This is a genomic window from Bradyrhizobium sp. PSBB068 (assembly GCA_016839165.1).
In the GTDB taxonomy this organism is placed as follows: Bacteria; Pseudomonadota; Alphaproteobacteria; order Rhizobiales; family Xanthobacteraceae; genus Bradyrhizobium.
In genome coordinates, this window is sequence record CP069300.1 from 3152240 (window position 1) to 3168111 (window position 15872).

16 protein-coding genes are annotated in these 15872 nt (G+C 59.1%); 13 read left to right on the forward strand and 3 right to left on the reverse strand.

Going from position 1 to position 15872, the window contains the following annotated elements; all coding sequences use genetic code 11:
• Positions 1 to 210: 210 nt before the first annotated feature.
• Positions 211 to 489, reverse strand: coding sequence for a helix-turn-helix transcriptional regulator (locus tag JQ507_14600; protein QRI72619.1), 279 nt, complete (start codon positions 487 to 489; stop codon positions 211 to 213).
• A gap of 441 nt (positions 490 to 930) precedes the next feature.
• Positions 931 to 1425, reverse strand: a complete 495-nt coding sequence (locus JQ507_14605) for an MOSC domain-containing protein (protein ID QRI72620.1) — start codon at positions 1423 to 1425, stop codon at positions 931 to 933.
• Positions 1426 to 2129: 704 nt separating this feature from the next.
• On the opposite strand from JQ507_14605, the gene JQ507_14610 reads away from it, so the two are divergent.
• Genes JQ507_14610 through JQ507_14620 form a run of 3 tightly spaced genes read left to right on the forward strand, consistent with a single transcriptional unit; the run spans position 2130 to position 3953 of the window.
• Positions 2130 to 2411: a hypothetical protein gene (locus tag JQ507_14610; protein ID QRI73337.1), complete on the forward strand. Its 282-nt coding sequence runs from the start codon at positions 2130 to 2132 to the stop codon at positions 2409 to 2411.
• Between the two features lie 47 nt (positions 2412 to 2458).
• Positions 2459 to 3472 carry a zinc-binding alcohol dehydrogenase family protein gene (locus JQ507_14615; GenBank protein QRI72621.1) on the forward strand — a complete coding sequence of 338 codons (1014 nt, stop codon included), beginning with the start codon at positions 2459 to 2461 and terminating at the stop codon, positions 3470 to 3472.
• Between the two features lie 49 nt (positions 3473 to 3521).
• Entirely contained in the window at positions 3522 to 3953 is a 432-nt protein-coding gene (locus JQ507_14620; protein QRI72622.1) for a heme-binding protein, read from the forward strand.
• Between the two features lie 158 nt (positions 3954 to 4111).
• Here JQ507_14620 and JQ507_14625 read toward each other — a convergent pair whose 3' ends face one another.
• A complete protein-coding gene (locus JQ507_14625) occupies positions 4112 to 4582 on the reverse strand; it encodes a MarR family transcriptional regulator (protein QRI73338.1) in 471 nt (156 codons plus the stop codon).
• 895 nt (positions 4583 to 5477) lie between these two features.
• Between JQ507_14625 and JQ507_14630 the strand changes: the two genes are divergently transcribed.
• The 10 genes from JQ507_14630 (at position 5478) to JQ507_14675 (ending at position 15774) form a co-directional block, all read left to right on the forward strand.
• Complete coding sequence (locus JQ507_14630) at positions 5478 to 6029, forward strand: cytochrome P460 family protein (protein ID QRI73339.1); 552 nt, start codon at positions 5478 to 5480, stop codon at positions 6027 to 6029.
• Positions 6030 to 6099: 70 nt separating this feature from the next.
• On the forward strand, positions 6100 to 6660 hold the full coding sequence (locus tag JQ507_14635; GenBank protein ID QRI72623.1) for a cytochrome P460 family protein: 561 nt from the start codon (positions 6100 to 6102) through the stop codon (positions 6658 to 6660).
• An 87-nt stretch (positions 6661 to 6747) separates the two neighbouring features.
• On the forward strand, positions 6748 to 7974 hold the full coding sequence (locus tag JQ507_14640) for a beta-propeller fold lactonase family protein (protein QRI72624.1): 1227 nt from the start codon (positions 6748 to 6750) through the stop codon (positions 7972 to 7974).
• 203 nt (positions 7975 to 8177) lie between these two features.
• Entirely contained in the window at positions 8178 to 9509 is a 1332-nt protein-coding gene (hemA, locus tag JQ507_14645; protein QRI72625.1) for a 5-aminolevulinate synthase, read from the forward strand.
• 137 nt (positions 9510 to 9646) lie between these two features.
• Positions 9647 to 10435: a heme ABC transporter permease gene (locus JQ507_14650; protein QRI72626.1), complete on the forward strand. Its 789-nt coding sequence runs from the start codon at positions 9647 to 9649 to the stop codon at positions 10433 to 10435.
• A gap of 4 nt (positions 10436 to 10439) precedes the next feature.
• Positions 10440 to 10616 (forward strand): heme exporter protein CcmD, encoded by a 177-nt coding sequence (gene ccmD, locus JQ507_14655; protein ID QRI72627.1) that lies wholly within the window; start codon positions 10440 to 10442, stop codon positions 10614 to 10616.
• Positions 10613 to 11191: a DsbE family thiol:disulfide interchange protein gene (locus tag JQ507_14660; protein ID QRI72628.1), complete on the forward strand. Its 579-nt coding sequence runs from the start codon at positions 10613 to 10615 to the stop codon at positions 11189 to 11191. Before ccmD ends, JQ507_14660 begins: the two co-directional genes overlap by 4 nt.
• 230 nt (positions 11192 to 11421) lie before the next feature.
• Positions 11422 to 12294 (forward strand): LysR family transcriptional regulator, encoded by an 873-nt coding sequence (locus JQ507_14665; protein QRI72629.1) that lies wholly within the window; start codon positions 11422 to 11424, stop codon positions 12292 to 12294.
• Between the two features lie 409 nt (positions 12295 to 12703).
• Positions 12704 to 15028, forward strand: a complete 2325-nt coding sequence (locus tag JQ507_14670) for a PAS domain-containing protein (GenBank protein QRI72630.1) — start codon at positions 12704 to 12706, stop codon at positions 15026 to 15028.
• A gap of 110 nt (positions 15029 to 15138) precedes the next feature.
• On the forward strand, positions 15139 to 15774 hold the full coding sequence (locus tag JQ507_14675) for a response regulator transcription factor (protein QRI72631.1): 636 nt from the start codon (positions 15139 to 15141) through the stop codon (positions 15772 to 15774).
• Positions 15775 to 15872 lie beyond the last annotated feature (98 nt).

A 15872-nucleotide genomic window follows, 5' to 3' on the forward strand; every position in this document is an offset into this window, starting at 1 on the left:
TGACTTCACAGGGAAGGGGCGCCCTTTACAGGGAAGGGGCGCGCAATATGGTGGATTCCATGACTCGCTGAGCTCTCGGTAATATCGGGCTCGGGGAGGTGGGTATTCCCACGCCCGATGTCAACAGTCATCCAATGATGGCTGTCTTTTTCGTGGCGAAGGCAGCGCTTGATATGCGGCCAATGGATGGAGGAGGAGGCGGAGCCGTCCTCATTTCTTCTTTGTTCGTCCGGACTTTGATGGAGTTTGGAAAAGCTCGGCGAAAGTTACTCCGAGAGTGGCTGCGAGCGCTTCCAGAAAGGCGAGCGTCGGATTGGCGCGGCCGTTCTCGAGCACGCTTATCGCGGGCTGCTGGAGACCCATTTCGTCGGCGAGCTTGCCTTGCGTCCAGCCCTTGGCCTCGCGTAGCCGCTTGACGGTAGAAGCCAACAATAATGCGACCGCAGAGTCGCGGTTTGGGAACCTCTTGTCGAATTCTGACGGTGGCATGGGCCCCACCGTACCGCCTGGGTCCGCATCATGACAGCAGGCGCGGCATTTTTCTTGGGGATTGGTACTGTTTCTGGGGCAGCGGCGAGATCCGCTGCGCGTCCTCCCCGGACCTCGGCGGGTTAGGCACCGATTCGGCGAAGTCTTCTGGACGGCTGCAGCCTCGGCTAAGAGTGGCGTTCACCTGGGGTTGCCCGGAAAGCTTGGCCTGGTGCGGGACCGCGGACTCGCTCGGCTCGCGTACCACAGCGGAATTCGACCGTCTGGTATCGATGCGATCTTCAATTCCGGGTGTGCAAGTAGCCCACATGGCTGAGAGAACACCGCGGCCGCCCCCAGTCAGTGATTCAGGCGTCCGAGTTCCGAGGTGTGGCGCTCCATTGCCTTGGACACCAGCGGGCCCCGCTGCAGAAGGCCCAGCCGGCCCGGACGCTCCAGCGATCAAGCGACCGGGAAAATTCCATCTCCTACATGCACCTCGCCTCCCTCAAGAACGAGTGCGGTCAGACCTCCGTGGCCGCGAACCGCGTTGTAGCCACCCGATCCGAACTCCTGTTCCATACGACTGCACGGCGCGCAGTCACCCGTACCTTCCAGAAGAACCCTGCCGACGCGAAATCGTCGACCTTTCAAGGCGACAAGGTTTATGCCACTTGTGACGAGATTTCGACGTAATCGTTCCGGTGCCACCTCAGTTTCACCCAGAAACGAAGCAATCGCGACCAGGTCTTCGGCGGCGATGAGCGTGACCTGACGCCGGCCGTCCGGGCTGGCGTAATGATCGCCCTCGATCCCGCGCCCAGCAACGAACAGCGCGGATGAAATCGGCCGCAACGCCTCGCGCCGGCCCGGCCTCACACCGATCCAGACAAGTTCTCCGTTGCGCACGGTTGCATGTGTAAGGCGGCCAAGAAGGCTGTCAGGCGAGATGGCCATTAATAGTTATCCGTTGAATGCTTCTGCGAGGTGTAGTTGCACTCCGTCACCAATGAACCCTGCTTGTGCCGAGACATGCATAGATGCTTTCGGGTCCCCAGCAAGTTCGGATATTTCGATAGCGGAGGTCAACGCCGCCCGTTCCGGCCAACCCCGCAAGGATAAGTTTGGATCCGAAGCCCCGGCGGGTTGGATTGCAACCGCGGGAGGAAACCGAAGCATGCTTTACGTAGCAAGTCAGCAGATTCTGGAAGTTCCGACGGTCAAGGCGGCTGCCCGCCAGCATGACTATCGAAACTATATCACCCGGCTATTGGATATGGCCGAAATCAGCCTTCATAGATGTCCGCGGAACATGAGCTCTCATGTTGTTTCGGGACACGGACTTGAACGAAGAGCGAACCGTGTTGCTTAGCCGTGGCATTTGGCTTTGAAGAAGATCTTGAAAATCGCGTTCGGTTCCGGTGACTTTTCGTCCGAGCTCCATTTACGTATCAATGAAGGAGTTTGAGATGGGCATGATCGGGCGACGGGCGCCAGAGCTGCGGGTGCGGCGATGGATTGGCGGGAATGGCGAGGCGCTCGACACGCCGTTGAAGCTCTCGGATCTCGGTACGGGCGTGAAGATCCTGTTCGCGTTTCAGCACTGGTGTTCGGGTTGTCATTCACACGGCTTTCCCACTTTGCAGCGGTTTTACAGCATCCTGGCCCCAACGGGGATTGGCTTCGCTGCGATACAGACGGTTTTCGAAGGAGCCGATGAGAACACGCTCGAGAAACTGAGTTTGAACCAGAGAAAATATGGGCTTTCCATCGCCTTCGGTCACGATGTGCCTTCGACAGACGCCGCGTATCCGTCATTCATGGAGGACTATCAAAGCCGCGGCACACCCTGGTTCACCGTTATCAATGCGGATAACCGAATAGTGTTTTCCGATTTCCACCTTGATGCAGACTGGCTTGCGAACGAGCTGAAGCGGGCATGATTTGCGTCCTGACAGCTCATCCGAGCGACACACAGCTGGAGACACTGATGAAAGCCGTTGGGTACAAGGTTCCGGGACCCATCGCCGAGGATGCCGCGCTGGTCGACATCGATCTGCCTCGGCCTGTCGCTGCGGGATTCGATATCCTGGTTGAGGTGAAGGCCGTCTCGGTCAACCCGGTCGACTATAAGATCCGCAACGGCACACCGCCCGCCGACGGCGATTGGAAGGTGCTGGGATGGGATGCCGCCGGGATCGTGCGCGAGGTCGGCCCCGACGTGACGCAGTTCGAGTCAGGCGACGAGGTCTATTATGCTGGATCGATCACACGGCCCGGCACCAATGCGCAGTTCCATCTCGTCGACGCCCGGATCGTCGGTCGCAAACCCGCGTCGCTCGACTGGGCGGAAGCGGCGGCGCTGCCGCTGACGGGGTTGACGGCCTGGGAGGCGATGTTCGACCGCCTGGACGTGGCGAAGCCCGTCCCCGGTGCGGCGCCGGCGATCCTCATCATCGGTGGCGCGGGCGGGGTCGGGTCGATCGCCGTCCAGATCGCCCGACAGCGCACGGACCTTACCGTCATCGCCACCGCCTCTCGACCGGAAACCCAGGAGTGGGTGAGGGGGCTCGGCGCTCACCACGTCATCGACCATTCTCGGCCGCTCGCGGCACAGATCGCCGAACTCGGCATCGGCGCTCCCGCTTTCGTCTTTTCGACCACGCATACCGAGCAGCATGTCGCCGACATCGCCGAACTGATCGCCCCGCAAGGACGGTTCGTATTCATCGACGATCCCAAGGGATTCGATGTCATGCTGTTCAAGCGCAAAGCGGTGTCGATCCACCACGAGCTGATGTTCACACGGTCGATCTACGGCACGCCCGACATGGATGAGCAGGGCAAGATCCTCGATGCGCTGGCCGTGCTGGTTGACGACGGCAAAGTCGTCACGACGCTGACCCGGCGACTGTCGCCGATCAATGCCGCCAATCTGAAGACGGTGCATGCGCTGATCGAAAGTGGCGCGGCAAGAGGCAAAATCGTCCTCGAAGGCTTCTGATGACCGCCACCGCCAAACGTCTATTCCCATCCTCACGAACGGAAATCCCATGACCAAATCAATTGTTACCGCCTCGATCAACCGCGAAACCGCAGTCGCCCTCATCGACGCGGCGATCACCGCGGCCCGTGCAATTGGCATCCCAGCTGCCGTCGCCGTCGTCGACGCCACCGGTTACCTGCGCGCGTTCGAGCGCACCGATGACGCGCCGTTTCTCACCGTTGATGTTGCCGTCGATAAGGCTTGGAGTTCCGCCTCGTTTGGATTCCCGACCCATGTCTGGAACGACTATGTGACCAACGATCCAAAAGTGGCGCCGCTGGCCTATCGCCCCCGGATGGTCGCTGTCGGCGGCGGCTATCCGATCTTGGAGGACGGGAAGTTGATCGGCGGGATCGGCATCTCCGGAGGCACCTATCAGCAGGATCAGGATGCGTGCGTCGAGGCACTCAAGAAAATCGGGTTCCAGCTACCAGCCTGACGACTGTCAAGCCATTGCCGGCGGCGATGGCCGGCAGATCTGACCTCGTGAAATATCCCATGATGTAAGCGTTCGTCGTCGTCACGCGAGAACACACCATCGATCCGGATGCACTCGCAACCTATTCTGTGCTCCGGGCTGCGCGGTCGAGGCGGCGATCAGGATTCGAGCTGACGCAGTTCGGCGTCGATGGGACAGTCGGCGCAAGCGTCGTGGCCACAGAGGCGGCAAATCCTATACATCTGCTCGGGACTCTTCAGGCGCGCGCGCAGAACGCGTTCAGATATCGCAGTTAATGTCGCCAGTTCTTCATTGCTGAGACTGGATAAACCCTCTGCGATGATCCGGTCCCTTGCATCCAGGACCTTCCTGCTCGCTCTCCGCCCGGTTGCCGTAAGATAAAGCGATCGTGTCCGTCCATCAGTGGCATGGCCTCGACGTTCTACGAGACCGTCGGCCACAAGCCGATCGACCAGACGCACCGTTCCGGCATGCGAGAGGCCGACACCAATCGCAAGCGTCCGTATGGAAAGCCCAGGCTCATGGGCGAGAAGCGCAAGCGTCGAGGCGGTCGGGCCCGCCTCGGGCGCATGTGACGAGGTGACACGAACGATATCGTCGCTGATCAAGAGCGCAAACGCGCCGAAGATGTTGCGGTTTCGAGGTGCATTCATACCCGCTTTATATATGCGTGGGACATAGATTCAAGCCGATAATGGGTTGGTTCGGGCCATGTCCCCAGATTGCGGCTGCCAACTCGCAAAAGCCTGCCGCTGATTTGCTATTGTGGAAACCTCAGGGGGGTTGCACCGCAGCCGGCATCGCTGGTTCGCCGGTGTCGGCCTGCTTACGCAATATCTCCCCACGTGCAACGAGCCGATTGAGATCGCTGTCGTCATCGGCAGATAGGCGGCAGTTCGACCCGGAACGAGGTCCAGGATTGCTGCGAGGATGAGTGAGGCAGTCATGGGACCGGCCTGGCACGTCTCTCGGAGCGCCGATCGTTCGCAACGCTGAATTGGCGAGTTCAGGAATGGGGCGATCGCGATCGCCCGTCGCTTGCTTCTCTGGTCCAACCGCAATCATCAGGGGTAGGTACGTCCTCCGAGTCGGATCTCACGACGTATTCACCGGCGCTATCCGCAAGCTTGGATGACTTGTCCAATACTCACCCGGTATAGTTTTCATAGCTTCGCGACCGGCATCATGGTGCCGCTTGGAAAGGAGCCGCCGTCTCCTTGCCGGAGTCGGTGCTTCAGGGGCGCTTAGCTTGCCAGCCACAGCCTTTCGCGGCCGCGACTTTCAGCCGACGATCGCATGCAGGCATATCGTTGCTATTGAAACTATACCGGCAGTGCATTGGAAAACTTCATTGCGCGATGCAATAAGGTAGTACCTCTGGTGCTGCATTAACCGATCCACACCAAAGGGGGCCTGGACGGGCATAACTCAACGTCGTGGAGAACAGTCATGGAAAAGAAAAGTGTGCGCATTGGTCTTTTGATCGTTGGAGCGGCTGTCAGCATGGCTGCTGCAACGGCCGTATTCGCCCAGTCGAAGTCCAAAGAAGATAACACGATCACGCGAACGCGCTATCTTCCGGAGTACACCGCTTCGGGTGAATTGATTTTGCCAAAGAATTTCAGCGAGTGGGTATACGTCGGCTCGCCGCTAACTCCCCATGCGCTCAACGGCGGCAAGGCCGGCTTTCCCGAATTTCACAACGTCTACATCGAGCCAGTTTCTTACGAAATCTACAAGAAGACAAATGTGTTCCCGGAACAGACGATCTTCTTCAAGGAGCTGCAGTTGACGCTCCCGGCCGAGAATCCGGATGGGTCGCGCACCGAGCCGTCGGGGCGGGGGTACTTCCCCGGGAAGTTCAACGGCGCGGACGTTACGGTCAAGGACTCCAAGAGATATCCTAGCGGTTGGGGTTACTACAACTTCAATCACCATGAACCGAAGGCGAAGACGGCCAAGCTGCAGGCTACATCCGATTGCGGCTATTGCCACGAGGCGAGCGCGAAGAAGGACCAGGTCTGGACCCAGTTCTATCCGCTTCTGGACAAGTAACGTCCACGGCCCACGCTACTTTGTTCGCCACTAGGAAATAGGTAACAGCACGATGAGATTTTTTAGTGCCATGAAAGTTGCCTTCGTCGGCTTGGTCACCATTGGTGCTGTTACCGCCTACGGACGACTAAGCGCGGACACGCACTACGCCGGCGCCACTGCGGCGGTCGTTGACGAGAAAGGAAGCATGCGCGTGCCTTCCGAATATCAAACGACCTATCAAATGTTGGGGACTTGGGCGGTCGCAGCTGACGGTACTCCGGGTTCAAAGGAGATGCACGTGGTCTATGCCTCGCCCGGAGGCATCGTTTCGTTTCGAAAAGACGGGCGCTTCGCCGATGGCACCGTTCTAGTGAAGGAAGTCTACGAGGCAACGACCAGCGAAATGACAACGGGATCTGTGAGTACCGCCCACCGTCTCAAGGGCTGGTTTCTTATGGTGAAAGACAGCGTCGGACGGTATCCGGGGAACAAACTCTGGGGTGATGGCTGGGGCTGGGCCTGGTTCGATGCATCAGACCCCCTGAAGACTACATCCACCGACTACGCGACGGACTGCCAGTCCTGTCACGTGCCCGCACAGGCGTCGGACTGGATCTACACTAACGGTTATCCTCCACTAAGGCGATAAGCAGAACGATTCAGCAACATCGAACCTCCGCGCGGGCGGAGGAGGGATGATCCGTGTCGACAGAAGCGGCAAGCTAGAAGGAACGATATGATGGAATCAAAAGCGACGCCCGGGCGAGATGCGTCCGAGAAACATCTCTACATGCAGACCAATGAGGTCCGCAACGCGATCGTTCACTATCGGCGCGACGCCGACGGCACGATCGAACTCATCGAGCGCATCGAGACCGGCGGGGCCGGTTCGGGTGTGTTTAAGCCAATCAGCGGGCAAGAAAGCGCGCCTAACGCATTCGAGGGTGCGAGTAGCGTTATCCTCGCCGAACGCGAAACCCTTCTGTTTACGACCAACGGCGGCGACAACAGCGTGACGAGCTTTTCTGTGGCTCCAAACGGCAGGTTGACTTTAATCGATCGTCAATCGACAGGCGAGCCCGTAACCGGGCGCAGTGGAACGGCCAAATCTCTCGCGTATAGCCCGAAATGTCGTACGCTATTCGTACTCCATGCCTTCGGCCCCAATCATCTACGTTCCTATACCGTGGCCGATGATGGCAAGCTGACACTGCGTCCCGAGCAGCACACGGTGAACACTGCGGCGAAGACGGATCGCGTATCGACGCAAGTCGTGTTGTCGCCGGACGGGAAGTTTCTGCTCGTCGATATTTTGTTCGATGCGCGTCCGGCCGTGAACCCGGACGGTTCGGCGAACCTTATCGTAGCGAATGCGCCCGACCCGGACGGGCTCGTTGTGTTCCCTGTGCGCGAAAACGGCACGCTCGGCGACGCTGCGTTCGTCGATGCAGGTGGTGCGGGGCCGTTCTACATTGGCTTTCTAAACGGAAGCAACGACGTCTTCCTAAACGGCGTTGCCGTAGGTGACGGTGTTGTGGTGAGTCGTATCGATCGCGAGGGGCGCGTGACCAACGGTCCATTGGTGGCGATTGACACGTCGCAAGGCAAGCCGTCAGAGCTCTGCTGGCTGCAGGTGACCTCCGATAACTCGGTCGTGCTGGCGACCAACTTCGGCTACGGAACGGTTTCGACCTATCAGCTCGAAGAAGGCCGTTTGAGCATCCTGAAGGATCCGGCGAATATCGCAATACCGGGTGACGGTACCTTCCGCGCTGTGAACGGCCTTGTCAGTAGCGGACCTAGCGATAGTTGGCTGGCTCCGGACGATCGATATTTCTATCAGATTTTTGCGAATGCCTCGGTTCTCGTCAGTTACCACCTCGATAAGAGGAGCGGCAAACTGACGGAGGTTGGTCGAAGCCTGATCCCCTACAATAGTCCGCAAGGTCTCGCAGGATTCTAGGCGTTGCCTACAGAGCGCACTCGACGAGGCAAGATCCTGTAATCCCCATTCCTGGATTTTGTTCGTCGAGACGCTCCGGCGGAGCGCGCTCGGAAAGACAAGATCCAGTTTTTCCATTTCAGCGATCCAGTCTGCCGAGTGGCGCTCCGTCACAATTGCGGTCTGCCGCGCCGATTAGTTAGTCGCTAGGATACCGGGATAATATGACGCAGAGCGGTGTTCGCGATCAGAGCTTGGCCTCTCCCATTCTTCGCAATGCTTCGGAATGGACCGAAGAATTCTTTGCGACGCGCCTCGACACGTTGAAGGCGGAGGGGCGATACCGTGTGTTTGCCGAACTAGGGCGCCGCGCCGGCGACTTTCCGCGCGCCCTGGAACATCGTCTCAGTTCCGAGGTGACAATCTGGTGCTCCAATGACTACCTGGGCATGGGGCAACATCCAGAAGTGCTGACGTCGATGCAGCGGGCAATTCAGGATAACGGTGCCGGGGCGGGCGGCACCCGCAACATCTCCGGTACGACCCACCATCACGTCCTGTTGGAGGCTGATCTTGCCGATCTGCACGGAACGGAAGCCGCGTTGGTCTTCACGTCGGGATATGTGGCGAACGAAGCGGCGTTAGGAACGATCGGCCGCGAAATCCCCAACTGCATGATCTTCTCGGACGCGCTGAACCATGCGTCCATGATTGCAGGAATCCGGCACAGTGGCGCTGAGAAGCATATCTTTCGACATAACGATCCGGAGGACCTGGACCGATTGCTGAGAAAGGCCGATCCGGACCGGCCGAAGCTGGTCGCCTTCGAGTCGGTTTATTCGATGGACGGGGATATTGCTCCGATCGGAGCGCTCTGCGACGTGGCCGAGCGTCACGGCGCGATGACATATCTCGACGAAGTGCATGCGGTCGGGCTCTATGGCGCACGCGGCGGGGGCATCTCGGAACGGGACAACCTGGCTCACCGCTTGACGGCAATTCAAGGGACGTTGGGTAAGGCCTTTGGACTAATGGGCGGCTATGTGGCCGGTTCCCACGTGCTGGTCGACTTCCTCCGAAGCTTCGCGCCAGGCTTCATCTTCACCACGGCTCTTCCGCCCGCCATAGCGGCTGGAGCACGAGCCAGCATCGAGATTGTTAAAAATTCTCCGGCGATCCGATCGCGGCACCAGGATCGCGTGACCCGCTTGAAAGGGCTGCTCGCAGACGTGGGTCTGCCAATCTTGCCGTCGCCCAGCCATATCATTCCACTCATGGTCGGTGACGCCGCCGCTTGTCAGAATATCAGTGAAAACCTGCTGCGCCGCCACGCCATTTATGTTCAGCCAATCAATTATCCCACGGTGCCACGTGGAACGGAGCGGCTACGCCTAACGCCAAGCCCTGCGCATTCGGATGAAGACATGTTCCATCTTGTAGAGGCTTTGAAGGAGAGTTGGATTCGATGCGTCGATCCCCGCTTTGGCCAAAGGGCATCCCCCATACGCGGGAAAACCAGGTTTGCATCGCGATCACTCAACTCTGCCGCGTCTTAAGTAAGCGCTGGAGTGGGATCGCGTCGAGAGCACAGCACGGTGTGTCGGTACACCCGACCGGCTGCGTCGAGTATAAACTTCAACATAGGTGCACACAAATTGAGAATGCGTAACTCTGATAGTCCGGCGCAAACACCATGGCGTTGATCGATCTCGCCAATCCAACACGGTTCCTTGCGTTTGTGACGCGTGCGCTGCCATGGCTGGTGGCTACGACCGTCTTGCTGCTGACGACCGGGCTCTATCTCGCCGCACTGGCGCCTGACGATTATCAGCAGGGCGCGACCGTTAAGATTATGTTCATCCACGTCCCCAACGCTTGGCTGTCGATGTTCGTCTGGGGCGTAATGACTGTGGCTTCGTTGGGCACGCTGGTATGGCGGCATCCGCTGGCCGATGTCGCGGCAAAGGCCGCTGCGCCTCTCGGCGCCTCCTTCACATTCTTGGCGCTGGTAACCGGCTCGCTGTGGGGTCGGCCGATGTGGGGCACCTATTGGGAATGGGACGCGCGGCTCACATCCGTCCTGCTGCTGTTCCTGATGTACCTCGGCTTGATCGCACTATGGCGCGCCGTCGAGGATCCATCGCGCGCGGGTCGTGCAGCCGCGATGCTTACGCTGGTCGGTGCCATCAATATCCCGATCATCAAATTCTCGGTCAACTGGTGGAATACGATACATCAGGGCGCATCAGTGGTACGGGCCGGCGGCCCTTCCATGGATCATGCGTTCCTAATCCCCCTGCTCATCATGGCTGCGGGCTTTTCGGCGCTGTTCGTGACGCTGCATTTGGCGGCCATGCGCAATGAGATCTTGCGGCGGCGGGTGCGCAGCCTTCAAATGATGCAGGCCAGCCGCCAAAATTCCACGAATGACACGGATGCCTTTCCGCGCAAGCAGATGGCTTCCGGAACCGGCGCAATGTGACGTCATGATGCTTGGCCCCTACGCTTATTTCATCGTGATGTCCTACGCGCTTGCCGCCGCAATAGTGTTGAACTTGATCGGTTGGATTGCATACGACTACCGGAGCCAGAAGGCCCGATTGCGCGCTCTCGAAGCCAACGGCATCGCCCGGCGCTCGAACGGTACGACAGAGCCCCGATGATCGTAGCAACTGAAACCCCGCGCGCTCGGCGCTGGCTCTTTGCGCTGCCGCTGGTCGTGTTTGCGGTGATAGCCCTGCTATTCTTGGTTCGACTTCATGGCGGCGATTCCTCGCGATTACCCTCCGCACTGATCGGACGACCGGTCCCACAAACGGCTTTGCCTGCGCTTCCAAACCTGCAGCGAGATGGCGTGCAGGTGCCCGGGCTCCATCCGTTCGACTTCAAAGGGAATGTCAGCGTCGTCAACGTCTGGGCTTCATGGTGCGTGCCATGTCGCGAAGAGGCGCCCCTGCTAAACGAACTTGGCAAAGACAAGCGCCTGCAGCTCATCGGCATCAATTACAAGGACTCGTCCGATAGCGCTCTTCGCTTCCTAGGCGGTCATGGCAATCCGTTTCATATTGTCGGCGCCGACCGCAACGGCCGCGCTGCAATCGAGTGGGGTGTTTACGGCGTGCCGGAAACGTTCATCGTCGGGCGAGACGGCAACATTGTCTACAAGCTCGTGGGCCCCGTGACGCCCGAAAATTTCGAGCGGGTGCTGAAGGTCCAGATCGAACAAGCACTGAATTAATTCTACGCAATTCGCCGCGGCCGGCTTGAAAGGCAACCGAGCACTGATGTTCCAGGTGATCCAGACACATGAACCGATGAGGTATTAAGATACCTATAGATAAATATGCATCGTGCATATAGACAGGCCTCGACTTACCAACTATATGCGCCACGCACACATCATAGGTCGGCGCGACAGCGCTTTCCAAGTGGTAGCGGGAAACATCGTGATTTAATCGGGCCAAAGCTATGGAACTCAATCAAGTGGAGTACTTCATCAATTTGGCGGAAACGCTAAATTTCACTACTGCAGCGCGATTGAGCGGCGTCTCGCAACCCAGCTTGACCAGAGCCATTCGTCGTCTGGAAGAAGAGCTTGGCGGGCCATTGATCTATCGCGATGGCAAAAATAGCCGACTGACCGCGCTGGGGCAGGAGATCGAGAAAGATTTCAAGCAGGTGCAGCTTGCATTAAGGAACGTGCGCCAGCGCTCGCATGATTGGGCCCTTGGTAGTCAATGCGTTCTCGACATCGCGGTGGCGCCCTCGGTAAGCCCAAATGCATTCACATCTTTCTTCCAGCGCGCATTGGAGGAGAACCCAACGGTCTGGATCAAGATTCATGCTCTTCAATCCAACGAATACACGGCAGAAATCCTTTCGGGCAAGTACCACGCCTGCATCTTGCCGCGTGAGCCGAAACCTGATGCGAAGCTTGACGTACGTCCGCTCTTCCGGGAACGTTTCGTGCTTGGCTGCGCTGCGCAGCATCCGCTCGCCAGCGTCGATGTCGTGCGTGCCGCAGACCTGGCCTCGTTTCCTTACGTCGACCGCCTCCGGTGCGAGTTCAGGGACCGGATCCAGGAGCACTTTTTCCGTCAAGAGATCCTGATGCGGCCACGCTTTCGGGCAGAGAGGGAAGACTGGGTGCAGCGCGTCGTCGCCGATGGCCATGCAATATGCATCTTGCCGGAGCACTCGGGCGCGGTACCAGGGCTTGTCACACGGCCTATCGAAGGCCTGTCCTTGGAGCGCGAACTGGTGATTGTGACGGTCTCCGGATCGACTACTCCGATCGAGATGCGAAAGATCGCACAACTTGCCTCACGTTACGCGTGGTAGTGAAGAAAACAGCGGCGACGTTTCCGTTGCTATTAAAACGATACCTGCGGCGCATTGGAAAAGAAATCTCTGCGTCGCGATAACCAAAGATGACTCGCGTACCTCCGGCTCCGACAGCGACGCTGTCAGATCATCATCGACGGCGTCGTCCCCGGGGCAAGCCACGGCTGCGACGTGGATGCCGACGACCGGGGAAGCCTGCGGGCAGACCGGCTGTATCAGCTGGAGCGGTAGGCGGGCCCGGTGGGCGAGCATACGTTCGAGGTCAGAATCCCTTGATCCGGGCGTCCACGCCTACGCCTTCACGTTCGGATAGGATGGCGTCCTTGCTTTCAGAGACGGGGGCGTCCTCTATGCTGGGGGGCGCACCGTCTCGAGGTGCCCGGCACTTTCCTGAGGGAGACAGAAGATGAAAACGTCCGCTGTGTCGTGGCGACGCCGGGGGCGGATGGCTCTCGACTATGCAGTTGCCGTCGTAGCGGTTGGAACAGCAGTGATCGCCGGGCTCGTGTTTCATCGCATTTCCGGCTTTGCGCCAGCGGCCTCGCTGTTCTTCTGCGGCATCATGTTTGTGGCGTGGTTCAGCGGCACCGCTCCGGGCATTGTTGCCACCGTGCTCACCATTCTGGCTTTCGATTACTACTTTTTGCCGCCGTTCTATTCGTTTGCGGCGCCGCTGAAAGATGTTTTACAACTAGCTGTATTCGCCGTTGGTGCATTGTTTGTTGTTGCTCTAAGTGCGGCGCAGCGCCGGTCGGCCGATGCGCTGAAGCGGGTGCGCGACGAGCAAAAGGCCGCTCTGCTGCACCTCGAACAGGCCAATGAAACGTTGCGCGACGAAAATGCCGAGTTAAAGCTCGCCGAGGAGCGGGCGCGTCGGGCGGAAGAAATACTGAGGGTGACGGTCGATACGATTCCGGTGCTGGTGGCGCGTTACAGTCCCAGCGGCGAGAACGAATTTGTCAATCAGACATGGCGCACGTATACCGGGCGCTCGCAGGAGATGTTTGAGGATCGCGGCATCCTCAACGCTCACCCCGATGATCGGGCAAGAATCGATCGTGCGTGGCGGCATCATGTGGAGACGGGCGAAGCGTTCGAAACGGAGCAACGCCTATTGCGGTCTGACGGCGAATATTACTGGTACTCCCTACGCCGCGTTCCACTGCACAACGAGAGTGGCGACGTGATCGCCTGGTACAGCGTCGGTTACGACATCGAATATATCAAGCGCGCCGAAACCGCCCTGCGTAGCAGCGAGGCGCAACTTGCGGAAGCGCAGCGGGAACTCCAGCTCACGATTGATAGCATTCCCGCCATGGTTTCCACGTATCGGCCGGATGGCGTGCATAGCTATGTCAACAAGATCTGGACCGACTATGTCGGTATGACCTTGAAGGAGGCTGTCAGCGACCGCGGCAATAGCCTGTTCCATTCCGACGATCCCGAGCGCGCTTTGTGGCGCGCCTGCCTGCAAAGCGGCGAGCCGCTATCGACCGAGGCGCCGATCCGCGGCGCCGATGGAATGTTTCGATGGTATTCCATACGCCGCGTGCCGCTGCGCAATGAGGAGGGAAAGATTGTCAAATGGTATTCCATCGGCTTCAATATCGAGGATCGGAAGCGTGCGGAAAATGCCCTGCAGCGAAGCGAGGCCTATCTGGCCGAAGCGCAGAAGCTCAGCCGGACCGGCAGCTTTGCATGGGACACGGCCGGAGACGAGCATTTCTGGTCCGATGAGACCTTTTTGATCCTCGGCTTTGACCGGGCCGTCAGGCCCTCCATTGACCTCATTCTGCAGCGCGTACACCCTGACGATCGCAATTTGATGCAGCAGGGACTGAGTAGCGCTTCCGACGGATCGCGAGAACTCGATTCCGAAGTGCGGCTGTTGATGTCCGATGAACAGATCAAGCATGTCCGTGTGGTCGCGCGCCGCCTGGCCTACGGGTCGGACAAGGAAAGAGTGGTCGGCGCACTCATGGATATCACCGGCGCGCGAAAATCCCAGCAGGCCTTGCTCGCCGCCCAGTCCGCGCTGGCCCATGCCAGCCGGGTGGCGACGTTGGGCGAAATCAGCGCCACCATTGCCCATGAGGTTAATCAGCCGCTTGCGGCCATCGTCGCCAACGGGCAGGCGTGCCTGCGCTTCCTTCATCACGACGATCCCGATCTGGATGACGTGCGCGGCGCCGTAGAATGGATCGTCAAAGACGGAAATCGTGCGGCTGATGTCATTCAGCGAGTCCGTAGTCTGATGAAAAAGGCGGATACCCGGATGCTGCCGCTGGACATCAACGTAGCCATCCAGGAGGTGGCGGCACTGTTGCAGCGTGAGTTGACCGCGCAGAATGTCGAGCTGCGGCTGGAGTTGCAGCCGGGAATGCCGGCGGTCGTGGCGGATCGCGTTCAGATCCAGCAGGTCATCATCAACCTCGTCATGAATGGCATCGAAGCGATGCAGGCGACCGACCGATCCCGCATCCTGGTGATTCAATCCCGTCCGGATGAGGCAAGCCGGATTCTTGTGGCCGTGAAAGACTGCGGGGCCGGCCTGGATGAAGCCGCGGCGGATCGCGTCTTTGAGGCGTTCTTCAGCACCAAGCCTGGCGGTCTCGGCATGGGGCTGTCGATCTGCCGTTCCATTGTCGAAGTCCATGGCGGCCGCCTATGGGCGACGGGCAACGGCCGGGGGCCGGGGGCGACGTTCCAGTTCGCCTTGCCCACCGTTTAGGCATGCATGGACCATTGAATTTCCCATATGGTTCGTTTTGGCGGTAGACACCGACCCGGCAAGGGGGCGTGCTGTAGGCGGTGCCGTGTCGGTCGGACTGGTAATCGATCATGAACAACAAGACCGATCCGCAGCAAGTCGTACTCGTAGTGGACGATGACGAGTCGATGCGTGTGGCGCTGACCTACCTGTTCCGTTCGATGAAACTGGCGGTGAAGGTGTTTAGTTCGGCGTCCGCGCTGCTGGACAGCAAGCTGCCGGACGTGGCCAGTTGCCTGGTACTGGACATTCGCCTGCCGGGCGTCAGCGGCCTGGAATTTCAGGATGCACTGGCCAAAGCCGGAAACCATATTCCCATCATCTTCATGACCGGACACGGCGATATTCCCATGACCGTGCGGGCTATGAAGGCGGGAGCCATCGATTTCCTGCCCAAGCCGTTCCGCGATCAGGACATGCTGGATGCCGTGACTCGGGCGCTTGCGCAGGACGGTAGCAGGCGAGCCGGCGTGCAGGCCGCCTCCGCGCTGCGGCAGCGTCATCAAGCGCTGACGCCGCGGCAGAGCGAGTTGTTCTCCTTCGTCACGTCCGGACTGATGAACAAGCAAATTGCAGCCAGGCTGGATGTCAGCGAAATCACGGTGAAAATCCATCGGGGACATATGATGAGGAGGATGGAGGCGCGATCGGTGGCGGACTTGGTCAGGATGGCAGAGGCACTCGGAATCGACAGGACAAATTCGTAAACCAAAACGTTAGTATGAGTGCGTCGAAGCACATCATGGCGCAATCTTGGCGCGAAATATCTTGCTTCGCTCAGTATCCAGGATTGATCGATTTGGTT